Below are 20144 nucleotides of genomic sequence, written 5' to 3'. Positions count from 1 at the left end.
CCTTGCTATGGTAAAAGTTAGGGAAGATTACGGGGTAACCGGCGACGGCGAAGTGGATATTAGCCGTTGGGTTCATCGAATTGCGGAACAGACCCACCTGGAAAACCCGGAGCAGTTGCATCAGGCCTGTGAAAAAGCCGACCGCATTGCTCTTGAGGCGTTCCGTGAAGACCGTCTATGGGCACCTGGGGCCAACAGTTTTCACACCGGTCTGGAGATGGCTCAGGTTTTGGCCGAGCTGCATCTTGATCAGGCCAGCTTGGTGGCTGCCGTTTTGTATCGCTCGGTGCGAGAAGAGCGGGTTGAGCTGGAAGAAATCCGCAAGGAATTCGGTGACGAAGTGGCCGGGTTGATCAATGGTGTTCAGCAGATGGCCGCGATCTCCTCGATTCATCACCCGCTAAAAGGCAACGTCCTGGGCCAGAGCGAAGGGCAGCTTGATAACGTCCGCAAGATGCTGGTCACCATGGTTGACGATGTTCGGGTCGCTCTGATCAAGCTGGCCGAACGCACCTGTGCTATTCGAGCGATCAAAGACACTTCCGAAGAAAAACGCATGAAAGTGGCCCGGGAGGTGTTTGATATCTATGCCCCCCTGGCGCATCGGCTAGGGATCGGGCACATCAAATGGGAGTTGGAGGATGTGTCCTTCCGCTACCTGCACGCTACCGCCTATAAAAAAATCGCCCGCTTGCTGGATGAAAAACGCCTGGACCGGGAAGGTTACATTCGTCGTGTGCTCGACACCCTGCAGACTGAATTGAAAGCGTCGGGTATCCGGGCCGAACTGAGTGGACGTGCCAAACACATTTACAGCATCTGGCGGAAGATGCGCCGGAAAGGCATCGATTTTTCCCAGGTATACGATGTCCGGGCCGTGCGCATTCTGGTGCCGGAGGTGCGGGATTGTTACGCGGTGCTGGGTATTGTGCACTCGCTATGGCGCCACATCCCGAATGAGTTTGATGACTACATCGCCAACCCGAAAGAGAACGGTTATCAGTCGCTGCATACCGCGGTTGTGGGTGCCGAGGGGCGGGTAATGGAAGTTCAGATCCGTACTCACGCCATGCACGAAGAGGCCGAACTGGGTGTGTGTGCCCATTGGTTGTATAAAGGAACGGATACGAACAACAAATCCAGCGGCTACGACGCCAAAATAAACTGGTTGCGCCAAGTTTTGGAGTGGCAGGAAGAGCTGGGTGATCTGTCCGGCTTGGCCGACCACCTGAAATCGGATTTTGTGCCCGATCGTATCTATGTTTTCACGCCGGAAGGCCATGTGGTGGATTTGCCGCAAGGCGCAACGGCGGTCGATTTTGCCTATCGCGTTCACACGGAAGTCGGTCACGCTTGTCGGGGCGCTCGCGTCAACAGTCGAATAGTGCCGCTGACCTATCCGCTCAAAACCGGGGACCAGGTTTTTATTCTGACGTCGAATAATCCTGCGCCCAGCCGCGATTGGCTGAACCCCAGTCTGGGATACATACAGACCTCCCGTGCCCGAGCGAAGGTGACGAGCTGGTTCAAGCAGCAAGACCGTGGCCGCAACATTGTCGATGGCAGGGCGATCCTAGAGGACGAGTTCAAGCGCCTGTCACTTTACGACCTGAGCCTGACCGAGCTGGCCAAACGAGTTAACTATCACTCCGCAGACGATATGTTTGCAGCCATCGGTGCAGGTGATCTAAGGCCTGCTCATGTGGCGAATGTGGCCCAGCAGATGCTGGAGCCGAAAACCGAGCAGCTGGATCTGAAGTTGAGCCCAACCCGCAAGAGCGGTTACAGCACCGACTCGGATATTCAGATTCGTGGTGTAGGCAATCTCAAAACGCAAGTGGCCAACTGCTGCAAACCGTTACCCGGTGATCCAATTGGCGGTTACATCACCGTTGGCCGCGGGGTTACTGTGCATCGGCAGGATTGTCTGACGTTCCTTAACCTTCGGGAAGTCGAGCCGAATCGCATCATTGAAGTCAACTGGGGTGGCCAGCCAGCCGCGGTGTATCCGGTGGAGATCGAGATTGAAGCCTATGACCGTTCGGGCCTGTTGCGGGACATCACTCAGGTTTTCTCGAATTCCAAGTGTGATGTGCTGGCGCTGCAAACTCAGAGCAACAAAGACGAAAATACGGCCACTATGCGGGTAACCGTCGAGATTTCCAGTCTGGAACAGCTGGCCCGCCTACTGGCGCAGGTTCGTAACTTACCGAACATCATCGACGTAAGGCGAAAGCGCACATGAGTTATTCGATCGAAGATTTGAAAGCCCTGATGGCGCGCCTGCGTGAGCCGGAAACCGGATGCCCATGGGACACAAAACAGACGTACAGCACGATCGTGCCCCATACGATCGAGGAAGTCTACGAGGTGGCAGACGCCATCGCCCGGGAGGATTTTCCGCATTTGAAAGATGAGCTGGGGGATTTGCTGTTTCAGGTGATTTTTTACGGTCAGATTGGTAAAGAAGACGGCCATTTCGACTTCGATGCCATCGTAGATCATCTGGTTCGCAAGCTGATTCGGCGGCACCCTCATGTGTTCCCGGAGGGCACTCTGGACAGCCGGATCGATCCGGATAATCGCCCGGATGAGACCTGGATCAAAGCCAGTTGGGAACGCATTAAAGCCGAAGAACGCGCCAACCGGCCTGCTACCGAAGAGCCGGTAAGTCGACTTGATGGTATCGCGCACACCTTGCCGGCCATCGCGCGGGCTGAAAAACTGCAAAAGCGCGCTTCGAATCATGGCTTTGATTGGCCAGATATCGCTCCGGTGTTTGATAAGCTGCATGAAGAAATTGACGAGCTGAAAGAGGCTTGGCAAGCGGCGGAAGCTGGCACCGGTGACCGCGACGCGGTTGAGGACGAGCTGGGTGATCTGATGTTTGTGTGCGTGAATCTGGCCAGGTTCATGAAAGTAAACCCGGAGCGGGCCCTGGAAAGAACCAATCACAAATTTGACGCAAGATTTCGTGCGATTGAGAGGTTCCTGCAAGCCCAAGGGCGGGATCTGGATAGCGAAAGTCTCGATGCTCTTGATGCGATCTGGCAACAAGTGAAAGGCGTTGAAAAGGGCTCTCCCTGAGGCCTGTTAGCGTTCTTGGCGAAACCTTAGTATCGTAAGTTCAGATTGTTTCTGTTCATTTAAAAGGAACTCAGCGTGACTGAATTGCATCCTGAACTGCGAGAGAACGTACGCTTACTGGGTGAACTGTTGGGCCAAAGCATTCAACGGTTCCCCGGGCAAGATTGTTATGACCGAATTGAGGAACTGCGGGCGGCAGCCAAGGCCGACCGACTGCAAGAAAGCGGTTCCGGCCAGCGCCTGGTGACCTTGCTCGGGCAGTTGAGTGATGATGAGCTTCTTCCGGTTACCCGCGCCTTCAACCAGTTTCTGAATCTCGCCAATTTGGCCGAACAGTATCATGGCATTCGCCGTAAGCAGGGCCACGCGTCGGATTTGACGGTGGAATCTCTGACGGAAGTGTTCGAGCGTCTTAAGGCTGGCGGTGTTGCGCCTGAAGAGCTGCAACGGAAAGTAGCTGACCTGCACATAGAATTCGTGCTGACGGCGCACCCGACCGAAGTGGCACGCCGTACCTTGATTATGAAGTATGACGAGATATCCGATTGCCTCGAGCAATTGGATCACAGCGATTTACGTCCAGACGAGCGGGACGACATCGTTAGCCGCCTGTCACAGTTGATCACAGAAGCATGGCATACCGACGAAATCCGCTACGAGCGGCCCACGGCCGTTGATGAGGCCAAGTGGGGATTTGCGGTTATTGAAAACAGCCTCTGGGAGGCGCTGCCGCGATTCCTGCGCAATTTGGATAAATCGCTTTTGGAGGCTTCGGGCAAGGGCTTGCCCATTGCCGCCACGCCCGTTCAAATCGCGTCTTGGATGGGGGGGGACCGTGACGGTAATCCGAACGTGACCCATGAAGTGACGCAAGAAGTCTTTTTGCTCGGCCGCTGGATGGCCGCAGACCTTTATCTGAGAGACATCAAAGCATTACGTGCCGAACTGTCGATGTGGCAGGGCAGTGAGGAATTGATGGCCGAAGCGGGTGAGTCCCGGGAGCCTTACCGAGTAGTCTTGGGGCAATTGCGGGATCGCTTGAGCAAAACCCGTGATTGGGCCGCAGCCCGAGCCAAAGGCGAAGCCGCTGACGCCACAGGCATTTTGTTTGAAAACGAAGACCTGACGGCACCTTTAGAGTTGTGTTACCGATCCCTGGTGGACTGTGGGTTGGAGCATATTGCCAATGGTCCGCTGCTGGACATCATTCGCCGGGCCCATACGTTCGGACTGCCGTTAATTCGTCTTGATATTCGTCAGGAAGCTGCTCGTCATGCCGAGGCTGTGGCCGAAATCGTAGACTATGTGGGTATGGGTGATTACTCGTCCTGGTCAGAGCCGGAGCGGCAAGAATTTCTGTTGCGTGAGTTGCAGGGTCGACGACCACTGATTCCCCGCGGCTGGCAGCCGTCTGAAGCAGTTGGTGAAGTACTGGCAACCTGCGAAGTGGTCGCCCAGCAGACCCCGGAAGCATTGGGTTCTTACGTGATCTCAATGGCCAGTCAGCCTTCGGATGTCTTGAGCGTGATCCTGTTGCTGCGGGAAGCCGGCATGAAATTCCCCATGCGTGTTGTGCCGCTGTTCGAAACGCTCAGCGACCTTCAGGGCGCGCCGGATGCCATGGCGGCTCTGTATCAGGTGGATTGGTACCGCGAGTATTGCCGGGGCCGTCAGGAAGTCATGATCGGTTATTCGGATTCGTCCAAAGATGCGGGTCAGATGATGGCTGCTTGGGCACAGTATCAGGCGCAGGAAAAGTTGACGGAAGTGGCCAGCCAATATGGCGTTCATCTGACGTTGTTCCATGGCCGTGGGGGCACGGTAGGGCGCGGCGGCGGCCCGGCCAACCGGGCAATCCTGTCGCAACCGCCTGGTTCCGTGAACGGCAGTTTCCGAATCACCGAACAGGGCGAGATGATTCGGTTTAAATTCGGCTTGCCGAAGCTGGCGGTTCAAAGTTTGACGCTTTATACCACCGCCGTCGTCGAGGCGACTTTAGCACCACCACCGGTACCCAAGGACAGTTGGCGTGAGGTGATGGATTGGCTGACCGAGATTTCGCTCAAGTCCTATCGCGATGTGGTCCGGGAGAATCCGGACTTTGTACCTTATTTCCGGCAAGTGACGCCGGAAACAGCGCTGGGTAAGTTGGCGCTTGGCAGTCGCCCCGCACGGCGTAAACCAACCGGTGGAGTCGAAAGCCTGCGAGCCATTCCGTGGATCTTCGCCTGGACCCAAATGCGTTTGATGCTGCCGAGTTGGTTAGGAAGTGATGTGGCGCTTGAAGAAGCCACGCGACAGAATCGTTTGCCAGAGTTGCGGGAAATGATGAAGGGCTGGCCGTTCTTTCAAACCTACGTAGACATGCTCGAGATGGTGTTGGCCAAGGCAGATCTTCGTATTGCCACATACTATGAGCAAACGCTGGTGCAAGATGAGGCGCTGAAAACGCTGGGAGCGAGCCTCCGGAGGCGCCTCAAAGGGTGTATTGAACGCTTGCTTGAATTGAAAGAGCAGGGTGATTTGCTGGCGGATGAGCCGGTCTTTGCTCACTCAATGCGAGTGCGTAATCCGTATACCGACCCTTTGCATTATTTACAGGCTGAATTGCTGCGGCGAGATCGGGAATCTGAGGGCAAAGCCAATGTGCCCGAACTGGTTGAACGAGCTCTCAAGGTGACCATGGCAGGGATATCCGCCGGCATGCGCAACACGGGTTAATGTCTGATCACCGGGTGGTGTATAGCCGTATTCAAGACCTGACAATAACAATAAAAGGAGTATGCACTCTTGGCAGTGGCAGAGAAGCTGGCGAATTTTCTGAGCCGAAAGAGTATTGCCTATCGGCAAATTGAAATCGATGTGGCCAGCAGCATGGATGCTTTGGTGCTGGCTTCAGGGCGGCCACAGCACGACTTTATTCAGGCCACCATGCTGATCGACATTGCCGGTGTGGTTATGGCCGTGCACCGCTTCGATAGCACCCTTGATCTGGATTCAGTGCAACAGCTGACCGGTCGTCGTCTGCAGCCTTTGACCGCCCGTCAACTTACGCGCTTGTTCAGCGATTGTGCTCCCGGTTTTGTTCCGCCTATTGGTGCCGCCTGGAACCTGCCGGTGCTAGTGGATGAGGGGGTGAGTTCTGCTGAACTGGTTGCCTTCACGGCAGGCACTGGCCATGCATTGGTGGAGATGGATGCTCGTTCGCTAAGGCTCGCGTTGGCGGGCGCAAGGGAGGGACGCCTAGTTATTCATGGGCAAGCTGTTGGACAGCGCGAGGCGTTGACGCTGGAGGACGTCGCAGACAAGCTTCAGAACGTGTACCGCTTGCCGCCGATGCCCGCCTTGGCGTTGCGCCTTCTCCGCCTGACAAGAAATCCTGAGGCTTCGGCCAAGGAATTGTCGGAACTGATTGAATTCGATCCCAGCATGACGGCGCAGATTATGCGCTATGCCCGCTCTGCTTTGTTTGCCTATCCCGGTCAGATTAATTCGGTTCAGGAGGCGGTTACCCGCGTGCTGGGCTTTGATCGGGTGGCTCATATCGCGCTGGGGATCGCCTCCGTTCAAGCCTTTGATGTACCGCGCAAAGGCCCGTTGGGGATGGACAACTTCTGGCGTCACTCGCTTTACTGCGCCTTCCTGTGCCAGAGTGTGGCTGCTCGTGTCGGTCACGATAAAGGTTTGGCCTACCTGTGCGGTTTGCTGCATAACTTCGGCTTGCTGCTGGTAGGGCATCTGTTTCCGACAGAGTTTGATGAGCTGAATGCGCTGATGGAAATCAATCCGGAAGCCAGCCTGCAGGCGTTGGAGCAGGAAGTGTTTGGGCACAGTGAGCAAGAAGAGATTCTTTCGGTTGGTCACGGTGCTATCGGTGGTATCCTGCATCGGCTGTGGCAATTGCCGGAGCCGGTGATCAAGGCGGCAGGGATGCACCAGCAGATCGGATATCACGGCGACCATGAAGAATATGTCGCCATGGTTCAGCTGGCCAATGCCGTTTTGAAAGAGCAGGGCATCGGGGATGAGTTCAATCCCGGTGATGTACCTGCTCTGGCTGCAGCTATAGGGTTGGATTTGTCCGACCTGGCGCTGATTAAGCAAGACGTTGAACAAGTATCTTCTGACCTGGATGTACTCGCATCCTCCTTGTCATCTTGAGCCAGTAGGCATTAGCTCAGTTCTGCTATATACAGCCGGCCTCTATTTAAAATACGCGATGATACAGAGGTCGACTTTCTCTGCAGGAGCTGAATTCGTATAATGCGGCCTCGATTCTTGTCGGGGCTCGCTGAAACAGCCTCGGACTTTGAGAGAGGTTGTCGCAAAAACGCGGGTTTTTGCAACAACTTTTCAAACGATAATTTAAGACAACGGGAGCACAACGTTATGAAAATCATCATGCTAGGCGCGCCAGGTGCAGGCAAGGGCACTCAAGCCCAATTCATCACTGGCCAGTTCGATATCCCTCAAATCTCGACCGGCGACATGCTGCGTGCTGCCGTTAAAGCTGAATCTGAGCTGGGTAAGCAGGTGAAAGAAGTCATGGCTTCCGGTGGCTTGGTGTCCGACGACATCATTATTGCCCTGATTGAAGAGCGTGTTCAGCAGCCTGATTGCAAAAACGGCTACCTGCTGGATGGCTTCCCGCGCACGATTCCTCAAGCCGAAGCGCTGAAGGATCAGGGTATTGATATCGATTACGTTGTAGAAATCGCTGTCGATGATGAAGAAATTGTTAGCCGTCTATCTGGCCGTCGTGTGCACGAGGGCAGTGGCCGTATCTATCACGTGAAATACGATGCGCCGAAGGTTGCCGGCAAAGACGACGAAACCGGTGAAGATCTGGTTCAGCGTGAAGACGATAAAGAAGAAACTGTACGTAAGCGCCTGGGTATCTATCATGACCAAACTGCTCCGCTGATTGATTTCTATCAGGGTTGGGCTGAGAAGGCACCTGCAGATGCGCCTAAGTACGTTCGCGTTGAAGGTGTTGGTAGCCTGGATAGCATTCGCGACCAGATCCTGTCGCAACTTAAGTAATTGAAACCGGGGTAGCCGCGGAGGCCTGATCTGTGAAGTTGTTAGCACTGGATACGTCTTCCGAAGGCTGCTCCGCCGCTCTGTGGCTGGATGGCCACATTACTGAGCGGTTTGAACTGGCCCCGCGAGGCCATACCCGCCTTTTAATGCCCATGGTTCGCGAACTGCTCGCGGAGCAGGGGCTGAAACCTTCTGACCTGGATGCCTTGGCATTTGCCCGTGGTCCCGGTTCGTTTACCGGGTTACGTATTGCCACCGGTGTCATTCAAGGTTTGGCTTGGGGCTTGGATCTGCCGGTCGTGCCGGTGTCGTCTTTGGCCGCCGTCGCACTCAATGCCATTGAAGAACACGACTTGCCTGAGGGCAGTGGTGTTGCTGTCGCTTTCGATGCGCGCATGAGCGAGGTGTATTGGGCGACATTCGCCTGTCGTGATGGGCTGCCCGTCTTGCAGGGTGACGAACGCGTGTGTCATCCGGGCAACGTCAGCTTGCCGGACTCGAATGTTTTCGCCGGAAGCTGGTTTGGCGCAGGGCAAGGCTGGAAGTTTCAGAGCGACATGCCGGAGGCCGTTGCAGCCAGGGTCACCTCTGTTAATATTTCTCTGGTGCCAAGGGCGGCTCATGTCGCTCGCTTGGCCATCCCCGGCTTTGGTGCGGGTCAGGCGGTTTCTGCCGAGCAGGCTCAACCGGTGTATGTCCGCGATGAAGTTACCTGGAAGAAACTCCCGGGGCGGGAATAGGCTCGGGAGAGTAATGCCATGCCTGATAGCTCACCGGTGAACTCCACTCCTCTTGAACACATTGTTGCCGTTGGTTGTGCCCCTCTGGGCGATAACCATGGGGCCAAACGTCTTGCCGAGGAGCTGGGCTTGAGGTGGTTGGGCATGGTGAAGCCAAAGCTAGTCAAAGACTTCCCCGTACTGCTGATGATGGATGATCAGGGGCTAGCCCTGCAGTTGACTGGAAAAGGTGCGCCCGGGCCTGTCAGGGCCGAGTTTGTTACCGGGAAAATGGGTTATCGACGCGAACATGGCGGTGGCACGGGGCAATTGGTTGCTCGAGCCGTTGGTTTGCAGAAAACCAAAGCCGAGTTGCACGTTCTTGATGCTACGGCAGGATTGGGACAAGATGCGTTTGTGTTGGCAGGGTTGGGGTGTAAGGTCACGCTGTTCGAGCGCAACCCGGTCATTCACGCGTTATTGGCGGACGGCCTGGCTCGCGCCGCACTGAATGCCGAGTGCGCGTCTGTGATCCAACGCATGACCTTGTTGACCGGTAATTCCGTGGACTGGCTGAGACAAGCCGGTGAGGAAGTCGCGGATGTGGTGTATCTGGACCCGATGTTTCCCCACCGTGATAAATCGGCCCTGGTGAAGAAGGAAATGCAGGTGTTCCGGCAGGTGGTTGGCGACGACGATGATTCGGCGCAGTTGCTGGAAGCCGCACTTGCCGCTGCTCGCTACCGGGTGGTCGTTAAACGGCCTCGCAAGGCACCCTCAGTGGAGGGCCTGGAGCCGGCTGCGCAGGTTGAGGGTAAAAGCAGCCGCTATGACATATATCCGCTGAAAGCCCTGCCGATCTGAAGCACATTCAGCCCGGTCAGGCATTCGTGGTTCAGGCGTCCATCATAGTGATCTGTTGAATGGCCTGCCGCTTCTCAACGCTCAGCACCAATCGGGCATCTTCTGCCACTTCATCCAGTCCTTCGCCGTAACACAAGCGGCCCTCTTCATCCGCAATGAGCACGTCGTTTTTCTGCATGTTGGCAATGAAACTGCGGAACAGGGTTTTGTCGAAAAACTCCGGCGCGTTCAGACCAAACAGAATCGACATTCGCTCCGCCAGCAGCGTGCTTTGTTCTTCCAGTTCAGCGGCCGTCAGTTTGCCTGAGCCATATTTACGAAGAATGCCCAGAGCGATGTGATAGCGCTCAAGGGTCTGGATGACAAAGCGCGAGAGAATGCGTGCTCGCAGCATGGCTTCTGTGCCTTCTTCGGGGCGGCTCAGCTTGCCGTCCTCAATGGCTACAAGCAGTCCTTGCTGAATCAATACATCGATCCATTGATGGATGATGCTTTCAATTTCTTCCTGTGAGTATCGAAGGAAGAGTTCTGACTGAAGGTAAGGGTAAGCGACGCTTGCCAGGAAAATGATTTTCTCCCGGCGCAGGCAAACCTTGTTCTCAAACAAACTCACAATCAGTGCTGGCAGGGCGAACAGGTGCTGAATGTTGTTGCGGTAATAGGTCATTAGAATGGCGTTGGAGCCTTCCAGTGAGATGATGTCGCCCAGCTTTTGGGGCAGTCTGTTCACCAGTCCCATATTTTCGCAGTAGGTTAGCCATTCTTTCGCGTCACCTTCAGGCAGTGTAACCGTGTCGGCATAGGGGAAGGCTTTGAGCATGCCGGCGAATTGGTCCATCAGACGCACGAGTTGACCTTCGTCCATGGCCATACGCTCGGTACCTAGCAATACGGTCGCCGTGATGCCAATGGGGTTTACTGCCACCGCAGCATTGATGTTGCCGGCCACTCGCTGAGACAACTCGGAGACTGCTTCATTGAGCCAGTCAGGTCGATACTCTGCATCATAGGCCTCGTCGCGCCAGGTGCTTCGAACGTCGTCCAGCACGTTAGCCAGCGGGATAGACTCACCGAAGTTCAAAGAGACGCGGCCAAAGGAGTTGCTGAGTTTACGGACGGTTTTGGCGAGCCCAAATACGCTTTCTTTCTGTTTCTTTTTACCTCGCAGTTCACCGAGATAGGAGCGACCTTCCATCACCTTCTCGTAACCGATATACACTGGCACGAAAACGATCGGCTTCCGGTTGTCACGCAGGAAGCTGCGCACTGTCATAGACAGCATGCCGGGACGAGGTGGCAGCATACGCCCGGTACGGGATCGACCGCCCTCAACGAAATATTCGACCGAATAACCCCGTGTGAACATCACGTGCATGTATTCGTTAAAGACGGTGGCGTATAGCGGGTTGTCTTTGAAACTCCGGCGCATGAAGAAGGCGCCACCCCGTCGAAGGATGGGGCCGACAATGGGCATGTTCAGGTTAATGCCGGCCGCAATGTGGGGCGGCATAAGGCCGTTTTTGTAGAGCACATAGGACAACAACAGGTAATCGATGTGAGAGCGGTGGCAAGGTACATAAACGACCGTGCTGTCTTGCGCCGCCGCTTTTGCAACTTGAATGTTATTGATAGCAATGCCGTTGTAGATACGGTTCCAAAGCCACGCGAGCACCCGCTCCATAAAACGGATGGTTACTACGGACATGCTGGCGGCAATTTCGTCGGCGTATTTGAACGCCCGCGCGCGTACCTTTTCGGGTGCGATGTCTTCTTTGGCGGCGGTCTCTCGTATGGCCTCTTTTACCGCTTGGGTGCGCAGCAGGCCCTCAACGAGCGTACGGCGGTGGGATAAGTCTGGGCCGAGAACGGCTTGGCGTACGCGCCGGAAATGGGTGCGCAGAATGCGGCCGAGTTTGCGTCTGGCTTTTTCTTCGTTGTCACGGTACTCGTCAACCACCATTTTAAGTGACAACGGCTGGTTGAACTGCACGTAGGTGCTACGGCCGTGAACCAGAATCAATAACAGTTTCTGTAGTCGACCGGCGACGGACCAAGTGTCAGACAGGAGGAGTTTAACCAGGGACTTTTCTTTATCCGGCGAGCGCCCCCAGAACAGCGAAACCGGCACTATTTGCACATCTTGTTCAGGATGGTTAACGCCGAATTCAACGAGTTCACTGAACTCTTTGGTCGGTACCGGTTTTTGTCGGCCACCCCGAAAGAGCCCGCCAACCCGTTCATAGAGGAAGAAAAACGAATGGGTAGCACTGTTTTTGACCGGTAATTCCGGTGCGGGGCCGGCTAATTGTGCACGGATGACCTCTTGCTCCAGAACTAGGCGGCTGGACAGGGAGCTGTACTGGAGCACGTAGCACACCGGCTTTTCAGGATCGAGACCGAGATCTTCCAACGTGTTGCCGCTGACGTCTGTGCGAACCCATAAAAACAGAATCTTGCGGAAAAAACACAGGATCAGGCTGCGAACGCCCTGATAAAATCGCATAAGGTGTAACTCCGGACCTAGAAACAGTGGCCAAGTTTAACGGGTTGTCGCGAGGGCGAAAAGTCGTATAGTCATTCTGGACGGTTAATTTGATGTGTTACATTACTTTTCGGCATTAGGTAATTGGGGTAGGGCGATGGGGAATCACAGCGCGCAGTGGGTGCCCGGTTGGAGTGACGAGGCGCCAAAAGATGGCGACCTGCTGTTGGCGTTTTCCGGTAGCAGCATTATAAAACCCGGTAATGGGTGGTTTTTGCGCTGGGGTGGGCCCGAAATGGGCGACAGCCGACCAGAAGCTTTGGCCATGGGCACCTGGTGTGGGCATAGGCTTTTTGTCAGCACCTTGCCCGACACGGGGCTGCCGGGTTTGAGTACCGTTACCCTTAGGGATGCCATATTGCAGATGCCGGAGGCGCCTACAGAGCTTCTTAGCACCGGGTATCAAGTTTGGCAGTGGTGGCAAGACCACCGTTTCTGCGGCCGGTGTGGTGAATCTACGCAAGCACACCCGAGAGAACGTGCCCGTTGGTGCGGTCGCTGCAATATTCCTTGGTATCCCAGAATTTCACCCTGTGTCATTGTGGTTATCCGGCGCGATGATCGGTTCTTGTTGGCTAGGTCGTCGCGTGTTACCCGTAACTTTTACAGCTTGATCGCCGGCTTTGTTGAGCCGGGCGAGAGCTTGGAACAAGCCGTTATTCGAGAAGTGAAAGAAGAAACCGGGCTGGATGTGGGAAATATCCGGTATCAGAGCTCCCAGGCCTGGCCATTTCCTCACCAAATGATGATGGGTTTTTTTGCTGACTATCAGGGTGGTGAACTCGTGCTTCAGGAAGATGAGCTGGCCGATGCTGGCTGGTACACCTCGAATGAACATCCCCCCGTCCCTCCGGTGACCACCATTGCAGGGCAGTTGATTCATAGCATGAAAGACGCCATTGCTGCTGGCGGAGAGTCATCCTGAAGATGGGCGAGCGTCACCCTCGAGTACTGGTGTTCGATTCCGGTGTGGGTGGCTTCAGCGTGGCGGCCTGCATTCATCGGGCCTTGCCAGGGGCAAAATTGGTGTACCTGGCTGACAATGCCGGTTTTCCCTACGGTGATCAGCCGGAACAGGTGGTCATAGATCGTTGCTGCACGCTGATTGAACAGTGTCTTCAGCAAGAGTCTTGTGATGTCATCGTCATTGCCTGTAACACCGCAAGTACGGTCGTCTTGCCCCACCTGAGAGCTAAGACCGAGATACCGGTGGTGGGTGTGGTGCCTGCCATAAAACCGGCGTCGTCTTACTCCGTGAATCGAAAGATCGGTTTGCTGGCTACCCCTGCTACGATCAAACGAGCGTATCTGGACGAATTAATAAGGGATTTTGCCGGTGATTGCGAGGTGGCCCGATTAGGCGACCCGAATCTTGTGCGCTGGGCGGAGGAATTGGTATCCGGGCGCGAACTGGAGCAAGCGCTGTTAGACGAGGTGATGTTACCGTTACATCAACGGGGGGTGGACACTGTGGTTTTGGGCTGTACCCATTACCCGCTGTTGTTGCCCTGGCTTCGAAAAAGTTTACCTGACGTGGTGTTCTGGGTGGAATCAGGAGAGGCGATTGCACGGCGTGTCGCACATTGGCTGGAACAAGTGGGTTTGCTGGCTGAGGCGAAGAACCCCGAAGGTGTGTCTGGTGCGGTTCTGATTGCAGCTTGTTTTACCGGCCCGGCACCCGCCGATATTGCACGGTTTCTGGATGGCATGGGTATCCCTGCCGCCGAGGTGAAGAGCCGCTGGCCCAGCTTAAAGTAGCCGGGTCAGCTTGAACATCGCGAAGAATTCAACGGCCGGAATGGCTCGTTTGTGACAACAGTAGGTTTTGAAGTTTTCGCCCCGGAAACGAGATTTTGTGAATTCCAAGCCTTTGAAGTTGTATAGAAAGTTTCCTTTCTCATAAATGCCGTGCATCAGTTTTTTCAATAGCTGGCTTTCTTGGTGTTCTGTCGCTTTGTCCAGCGACAGTGGAATCAAACCCAGATCAATAAACGGCACCCCTTCTTCCTTAAATACGTTCATGGCGTGGGCCATCAAGGTGTAGAAAATGCCTTGGCGAAAGTCCGCATTTGCCCGCGAGATATTGGGCACGTAACTGATGATTTTATTGTTGCGGTAAATCGGGTCAAAATAGATAAAGCCAACGGCCTTACCGTCTTGATAGGCATAGAAGTGCCGTTCGTTCTCTCGGTAATCCATTTCCATCGGTCGAATCAGGAATCGTATCTCATTGCTCTTGCACTTACGGGTACGAATCCATGCTTCTGATATTTCCCGGGTATGGTCGTCGCTGTAGCGCTCTTTGACGGTGATCCCATGCTTTTCGGCTTGGTTCAAGGCAGTGCGCAGGATTTGCTTCTTTTTCCCCGTCAGTGACCATTTTTGAAGATCGATTCGCGATTCGCAGCCAAACTGTGTGCCGTAAAGGCCGAAGCGCAAATGGAGAAAGTCCACAACAGCCTTGGATACCTGGATGTATGAGGCGTTCGGGAATGTTTGCTGGAACTGCTCGAGAATCACCGGAAAGTCGGCCTCGGCAGCGACCGGATCGGACAGCACGAAGGTGCCGCCCCATTTTCGCATGTAGGCCATGTAGCCTACGCCCGGTACATCAAAATATTGCATTCCGGGTTGCAGGGTGGAAAACGACTGGGAATGCGTGCCGTGTTGCTTCAGGCAGTTCACCCGCTCCGCGAAGGTGAAGTGACTATCAGCGTTATCGTTGATGCCGTCGAGTGCGAGAATCTGGTCTGACATAGTAAAGCTCCCGTAACCTGTTTTTATTATGCTGGTTAATCGGTTTTAGGCGTTTTTCTGGCCAAGAATTGACCAGTAGCAATCCATGTTGAGAAGTTTGAAGTGTTTCTTTTTACGCACCTGCAGACCCAGGCGCTGCATGTGTTCGGGATAGTTGTAGATCTTGTGGAAGGCATTGTTGGCGAACAGCCAGAAGACAAAAACGGCCATATACCAATACAGCTTTTTGAACGTACGAGAAAAAATATTTCCGGTCGGGTAGCAGAAATCGCCAACCACGATTTTGGCATCTGACTGACCCAGGCTGATAAGGTGTTCCAGCACTTTAACCATCATGTCTTCATCGAACACGTTCAAGAAAAAGTTTGCGACCACCATGTCGTACTGGCCAACCTCATCCACTTTCATGATATCGCTGTGAATGTGACGAATGGTCAGGTGCGGGGCTTCGTCACGCAGGGCATCACCGAACTTGCGAAGCATGGTTTCCGACAGATCAACCACCGTTACATCGGCCCCGAGTTCCGCGGCGCGAATGGCGTCACGACCATGCCCGACACCGGCAAATAAAACCCGGTCGCCTTTTTGGACGGTTTCCACATCCAGCATGGCGGTTTTACAGTGATGAATGTTTTTGCCGCTGTAGAGATTGCTGAGAAAATCGTAAACGGGACCGATGTATTTGTACTTGTCGCGCATGATTACCGCCTTCTACCTGGTCTCTGTTTGCCGCCACCTTGTTGTCGTTATTAACCGTTTAAAGGGTTGTTGCAGTGACGTGCGTGTGTCGGCTTAGATTAGAGAAGGGGGTGTGCGAAATATGTGTAGTAGCGCGCATTTCATGATACAAAAAATAACGAGGTGCAACGCTTTGCAAACCTCATCAACGTTTTGATTAGGAATGTAGAACAATTAAATTTCAGTAGGTATGAATGAGGTAACGGTCTCTCGCGTTCAGGATTTTGCTGATTTCGGAGGCGGGTTGTGCTGGCCAGTAGAAGAAGCCTTGCACTTGCGGGTAGCAACGATACGGTAGCCGCGCCGCTTTAACAGAGATATGAGTGCGCCAGACGTTATCGTTGTTATATGTTGTGAGTAAAGCTGGCATCACATCTGGTTCTTCGCAGAAAAATACATGAGTAGATGTTCATTCTTATTGGGCGTTCGAGCTTAGAGAATATTTCCGGATGACCAAATACTCAGTCCGATGTATTTAGGTTGTACTTTAGCAGGAATGTAATGTGAGTAGTTTTCTATAGATTCGGCGGGCAGTTGGGGGTAGACGGAGCAGTATGCCGCGAAAACTTGTTTATTAAGTATGCAGCTCGTCACCGTCTTGTCATACTGGTTGTGCAAATATTGAACGAAAAAAGAGCAAAGCATCGTCTAGCCTTAGGGGTTGCTTAATCCGGTCAACGGGGTCGAGATACGGAGTTCAGAAAATGGAGAATGATCAGGCAGCAGCGGGTATGGCTACATCTCAAGTATTGGGTCGGCTTAAGGGCAAACGGGTGCTGATTACAGGTACCTCTGGTTTTTTAGGTAAGGTCGTTCTGGAAAAACTTATGAGAACCGTGCCTGATATCGGTGGCATTTATCTATTGATTCGAGCCAACCGCCGGCACTCGGATGCTCGCAGTCGTTTTCTCGCAGAGGTTGCGACCTCGTCGGTGTTTGATCGAATGCGTGAAAACGATTCAGATGGTTTTGAATCTTTTATTGCTGAGAAGATTCACTGCATCACCGGTGAGGTGACTGAGCCATCGTTCGGAATAGCGGATGAGCATTTTCAAGAACTGGCTGGCGATCTGGATGCGGTTATCAATTCTGCGGCCAGCGTGAACTTTCAGGAAGCACTAGATCAAGCTTTGATGATCAATACGCTGTGCCTGAATAACATCGCGGAGCTTGCGCACCGGAATCCTGAACTGGCGGTATTGCAGGTTTCTACTTGCTATGTAAATGGCATGAATAGCGGGCAGGTGGCCGAAACCATCATCAAGCCAGCAAAGAAGTCGATACCGCGTTCTGAGCACGGATACTACGAGGTTGACGCGCTGATCCGGTCACTTCAGAAAAAAATTGACGATGAGCGTGCCGGATATACAGGGAAGGCATTGGAAAAGAGGTTGGTCGAGCTGGGGCTTCGGGAAGCTCGGCGTTATGGATGGAGCGACACCTACACGTTTACCAAATGGCTGGGTGAACAGTTGTTGGTCAAAGCGTTGCACGGCCGAAGCCTGACGATCGTTCGACCTTCTATTATTGAAAGCGCTCTTGAGGAGCCCGCCGCTGGCTGGATTGAGGGGGTTAAAGTTGCCGATGCGATTATTCTGGCGTATGCCCGGGAGAAAGTGTCTTTGTTTCCGGGTGAGCGCTCGGGTGTTATCGATGTCATTCCAGTGGACCTCGTCGCCAATTCCATCATTCTTGCGCTGGCGGAAGCATTGGTCGAGCCGGACGCGCACAGGATTTACCAGTGTTGCAGTGGTAGCTCGAACCCGGTCACCATCGGAGAGTTCATAGATCACTTGATTGCGGAAGCAAAAGTGAATTATGCGGCCTATGACCACTTATTTTACCGAAAGCCCACCAAGCCCTTTATTGCCGTAAACAGAACCTTGTTCGATCTAGTGGTGAGCGGTGTGCGCCTGCCTCTGAGTCTGACCAATGGGGTTCTTAAGCGTCTGGGGAGTAGTTCTGATCTGAAATTGCTGAGAAACCTGAAGACCACTCAGTCGCTGGCAACGATCTTCGGGTTTTATACCTCACCCGATTATATCTTCCGAAATGACGAGTTGCTCGCGCTAGCAAAACGTTCAGGTGATGTTGATGAAAGTTTATTTCCCGTAGATGCACGTGCCATTGTCTGGGAAGCCTACCTACGAAAAATCCACTTGGCCGGGCTGAATCGATATGCCCTTAAAGCCCGCAAAACACCCCGCTTTAAGTCGAAACAGCAGCCTAAACGCGCGGCTTGATTTGGCTTGATCGTTTGACGGTTGCCAGAGCGGTGATTCGCCCTCTGGCAACCCTTTGGACGTTCGTCTAATTCATTGTTTAGTGATTCGCATGTTGAACTATACGTATTCATATTTTCGAACGCGGCACTGCGTTCCACCCGCCTTGCACTGATATTCGACAAAGATAATAACTCTGACCAAGGGGAATACGATGACAGATAAGAAGGTATATCCGGTTCAACCAGATATCGCGAAAACCGCATTGGTGACCGCGGAGCAATACGAGCAAATGTATCGCCAGTCCGTTGAAAACCCAAACGAATTCTGGGGCGAGCATGGCAAGCGTATTGACTGGATCAAACCGTTTACCAAGGTTAAGAACAGTACCTATGATTACAACAACCTGTCCATCAAATGGTTCGAAGATGGCGTTTTGAACGCATCGGCTAACTGTCTGGACCGACACCTCGCAGAGCGTGGGGATCAGACAGCCATTATCTTTGAAGGCGATGATCCTTCAGTCTCCCGCAATGTGACCTACCGCGAGCTTCACCAAGAGGTGTGTAAGTTTTCCAACGTGCTGAAAGAGCAGGGCGTTAAGAAAGGCGATGTGGTTACTATTTACATGCCGATGATCGTTGAAACGGCAGTGGCGATGCTGGCTTGTGCCCGCATTGGTGCGATTCACTCGGTCGTTTTCGGTGGTTTCTCTCCGGAAGCTGTCGCAGCGCGTATTGTTAACGGTAAGTCCCGCTTCGTTATTACCGCGGATGAAGGCCTGCGCGGTGGCCGAGCCATTCCGTTGAAGAAGAATGTCGACGCCGCACTTAAGCATGAAAGTGAAGCCAACGTTGATTGTGTGATTGTGGTCAAGCGCACGGGCAACGATCAGGTGCCCTGGACCGAGGGCCGAGATGTTTGTTACGAAGACTTGATGGCGCATGCTTCTGCTGAATGCGAACCAGAGCCCATGAATGCGGAAGACCCGCTGTTCATGCTGTATACCTCTGGCTCGACCGGCGCACCGAAAGGTGTGCTGCATACTACCGGTGGTTACATGGTTTATGCCTCCATGACCCACCAGTATGTATTTGATTATCACGATGGTGATGTTTACTGGTGTACCGCTGACTTTGGCTGGGTAACCGGGCACAGCTATATTCTTTACGGCCCGTTGGCGAACGGCGCGATCACCTTGCTGTTTGAAGGTGTGCCCAATTATCCTGACAGCTCACGTATGGGTCAGGTGGTTGATAAGCATAAGGTCAATATTCTGTACACTGCCCCGACTGCGATTCGGGCCTTGATGGCCGAAGGCGAGTCCTGCATGGATGGCACTACCCGTGAAAGTTTGAGGGTACTGGGTTCTGTAGGTGAACCGATTAACCCGGAGGCTTGGGAGTGGTACCACCGTGTGATTGGTAACGGTAAATGCCCGATCGTTGATACCTGGTGGCAAACCGAAACCGGCGGCATTCTGATTGCGCCGCTGCCGGGTGCTGTTGATTTGAAACCCGGTTCGGCCACCCGGCCGTTCTTTGGTGTTCAGCCGGCTCTGGTGGATAACGAGGGTAATCTGTTGGAGGGCGCCACCGAGGGCAATCTGGTGATTCTGGATAGCTGGCCTGGACAGATGCGCACCATTTACGGTGATCATGAACGTTTCATCCAAACGTATTTCAGCACTTACAAGGGCATGTACTTTACCGGTGACGGCGCACGTAGAGACGAGGATGGCGACTACTGGATTACCGGTCGTGTTGATGACGTACTGAACGTGTCGGGTCATCGTTTGGGAACCGCGGAAGTCGAGAGTGCACTGGTTGCACATGATAAGGTGGCCGAGGCTGCGGTGGTGGGCTATCCCCATGAAATCAAGGGTCAGGGCATCTATGTGTACGTAACGCTGATGCAAGGCGAAGAGCCTTCTGACGAGTTGAAGAAAGAATTGGTCCAGTGGGTACGCAAAGAAATCGGGCCGATTGCATCCCCCGATGTGATTCAGTGGGCACCTGGCCTTCCGAAAACGAGATCAGGCAAGATTATGCGCAGAATCTTGCGTAAGATTGCGGCTAATGAACACGACCAGCTTGGGGATACCTCCACATTGGCCGATCCGAGCGTTGTGGACGAACTGATTGGCAGCCGGTCGTCGAGCTAAACGATGGC

14 protein-coding genes are annotated in these 20144 nt (G+C 53.8%); 11 read left to right on the top strand and 3 right to left on the bottom strand.

What is annotated here, in order from left to right; genetic code table 11:
- Positions 1–7: 7 nt before the first annotated feature.
- From relA to VOI14_RS06660, 7 genes are all read left to right on the top strand, one after another.
- Positions 8–2245, top strand: a complete 2238-nt coding sequence (relA, locus tag VOI14_RS06690) for a GTP diphosphokinase (RefSeq protein ID WP_323751255.1) — start codon at positions 8–10, stop codon at positions 2243–2245.
- Positions 2242–3087, top strand: a complete 846-nt coding sequence (gene mazG / locus VOI14_RS06685) for a nucleoside triphosphate pyrophosphohydrolase (RefSeq protein ID WP_323751254.1) — start codon at positions 2242–2244, stop codon at positions 3085–3087. Before relA ends, mazG begins: the two co-directional genes overlap by 4 nt.
- A 75-nt stretch (positions 3088–3162) precedes the next feature.
- Positions 3163–5808 (top strand): phosphoenolpyruvate carboxylase, encoded by a 2646-nt coding sequence (ppc, locus tag VOI14_RS06680; RefSeq protein WP_323751253.1) that lies wholly within the window; start codon positions 3163–3165, stop codon positions 5806–5808.
- A gap of 69 nt (positions 5809–5877) precedes the next feature.
- Positions 5878–7248, top strand: coding sequence for an HDOD domain-containing protein (locus tag VOI14_RS06675; RefSeq protein WP_323751252.1), 1371 nt, complete (start codon positions 5878–5880; stop codon positions 7246–7248).
- A gap of 228 nt (positions 7249–7476) precedes the next feature.
- The gene (gene adk, locus VOI14_RS06670) at positions 7477–8130 is read left to right on the top strand and encodes an adenylate kinase (protein ID WP_323751251.1); all 654 of its coding nucleotides are present in this window, start codon (positions 7477–7479) and stop codon (positions 8128–8130) included.
- Positions 8131–8162: 32 nt separating this feature from the next.
- On the top strand, positions 8163–8870 hold the full coding sequence (gene tsaB, locus VOI14_RS06665; RefSeq protein WP_323751250.1) for a tRNA (adenosine(37)-N6)-threonylcarbamoyltransferase complex dimerization subunit type 1 TsaB: 708 nt from the start codon (positions 8163–8165) through the stop codon (positions 8868–8870).
- A gap of 18 nt (positions 8871–8888) precedes the next feature.
- Positions 8889–9713 carry a class I SAM-dependent methyltransferase gene (locus tag VOI14_RS06660; protein ID WP_323751249.1) on the top strand — a complete coding sequence of 275 codons (825 nt, stop codon included), beginning with the start codon at positions 8889–8891 and terminating at the stop codon, positions 9711–9713.
- A gap of 31 nt (positions 9714–9744) precedes the next feature.
- Here the strand turns inward: VOI14_RS06660 and plsB are convergent, their stop codons facing one another.
- On the bottom strand, positions 9745–12216 hold the full coding sequence (plsB, locus tag VOI14_RS06655) for a glycerol-3-phosphate 1-O-acyltransferase PlsB (RefSeq protein WP_323751248.1): 2472 nt from the start codon (positions 12214–12216) through the stop codon (positions 9745–9747).
- A gap of 136 nt (positions 12217–12352) precedes the next feature.
- Here plsB and nudC point away from each other — a divergent pair, with 136 nt between their 5' ends.
- On the top strand, positions 12353–13180 hold the full coding sequence (nudC, locus tag VOI14_RS06650) for an NAD(+) diphosphatase (protein WP_323751247.1): 828 nt from the start codon (positions 12353–12355) through the stop codon (positions 13178–13180).
- A gap of 2 nt (positions 13181–13182) precedes the next feature.
- The gene (gene murI / locus VOI14_RS06645; protein WP_323751246.1) at positions 13183–14013 is read left to right on the top strand and encodes a glutamate racemase; all 831 of its coding nucleotides are present in this window, start codon (positions 13183–13185) and stop codon (positions 14011–14013) included.
- Here murI and VOI14_RS06640 read toward each other — a convergent pair.
- On the bottom strand, positions 14005–15012 hold the full coding sequence (locus VOI14_RS06640) for a DUF2156 domain-containing protein (protein WP_323751245.1): 1008 nt from the start codon (positions 15010–15012) through the stop codon (positions 14005–14007). The genes murI and VOI14_RS06640 overlap by 9 nt on opposite strands.
- A gap of 45 nt (positions 15013–15057) precedes the next feature.
- Positions 15058–15711: a class I SAM-dependent methyltransferase gene (locus VOI14_RS06635; RefSeq protein ID WP_323751244.1), complete on the bottom strand. Its 654-nt coding sequence runs from the start codon at positions 15709–15711 to the stop codon at positions 15058–15060.
- A gap of 743 nt (positions 15712–16454) precedes the next feature.
- Here VOI14_RS06635 and VOI14_RS06630 point away from each other — a divergent pair.
- Both VOI14_RS06630 and acs read left to right on the top strand, forming a co-directional pair.
- Positions 16455–17993, top strand: coding sequence for a fatty acyl-CoA reductase (locus VOI14_RS06630; RefSeq protein ID WP_323751243.1), 1539 nt, complete (start codon positions 16455–16457; stop codon positions 17991–17993).
- A gap of 193 nt (positions 17994–18186) precedes the next feature.
- Positions 18187–20136, top strand: a complete 1950-nt coding sequence (gene acs, locus VOI14_RS06625; protein ID WP_323751242.1) for an acetate--CoA ligase — start codon at positions 18187–18189, stop codon at positions 20134–20136.
- Positions 20137–20144 lie beyond the last annotated feature (8 nt).

It is taken from the genome of Marinobacter sp., from assembly GCF_034669625.1.
In the GTDB taxonomy this organism is placed as follows: Bacteria; Pseudomonadota; Gammaproteobacteria; order Pseudomonadales; family Oleiphilaceae; genus Marinobacter.
The sequence above is the reverse complement of the archived record's forward strand: the minus strand, read 5'-3'. Positions and strand labels throughout refer to the sequence as shown.

Excerpts from the sequence above, each read along its gene's own strand:
- relA (WP_323751255.1), top strand. The coding sequence starts at position 8 with ATGGTAAAAGTTAGGGAAGATTACGGGGTAACCGGCGACGGCGAAGTG.
- mazG (WP_323751254.1), top strand. The coding sequence starts at position 2,242 with ATGAGTTATTCGATCGAAGATTTGAAAGCCCTGATGGCGCGCCTGCGT.
- adk (WP_323751251.1), top strand. The coding sequence starts at position 7,477 with ATGAAAATCATCATGCTAGGCGCGCCAGGTGCAGGCAAGGGCACTCAA.
- VOI14_RS06660 (WP_323751249.1), top strand. The coding sequence starts at position 8,889 with ATGCCTGATAGCTCACCGGTGAACTCCACTCCTCTTGAACACATTGTT.
- plsB (WP_323751248.1), bottom strand. The coding sequence starts at position 12,216 with ATGCGATTTTATCAGGGCGTTCGCAGCCTGATCCTGTGTTTTTTCCGC.
- nudC (WP_323751247.1), top strand. The coding sequence starts at position 12,353 with ATGGGGAATCACAGCGCGCAGTGGGTGCCCGGTTGGAGTGACGAGGCG.
- murI (WP_323751246.1), top strand. The coding sequence starts at position 13,183 with ATGGGCGAGCGTCACCCTCGAGTACTGGTGTTCGATTCCGGTGTGGGT.
- VOI14_RS06640 (WP_323751245.1), bottom strand. The coding sequence starts at position 15,012 with ATGTCAGACCAGATTCTCGCACTCGACGGCATCAACGATAACGCTGAT.
- VOI14_RS06635 (WP_323751244.1), bottom strand. The coding sequence starts at position 15,711 with ATGCGCGACAAGTACAAATACATCGGTCCCGTTTACGATTTTCTCAGC.
- VOI14_RS06630 (WP_323751243.1), top strand. The coding sequence starts at position 16,455 with ATGGAGAATGATCAGGCAGCAGCGGGTATGGCTACATCTCAAGTATTG.
- acs (WP_323751242.1), top strand. The coding sequence starts at position 18,187 with ATGACAGATAAGAAGGTATATCCGGTTCAACCAGATATCGCGAAAACC.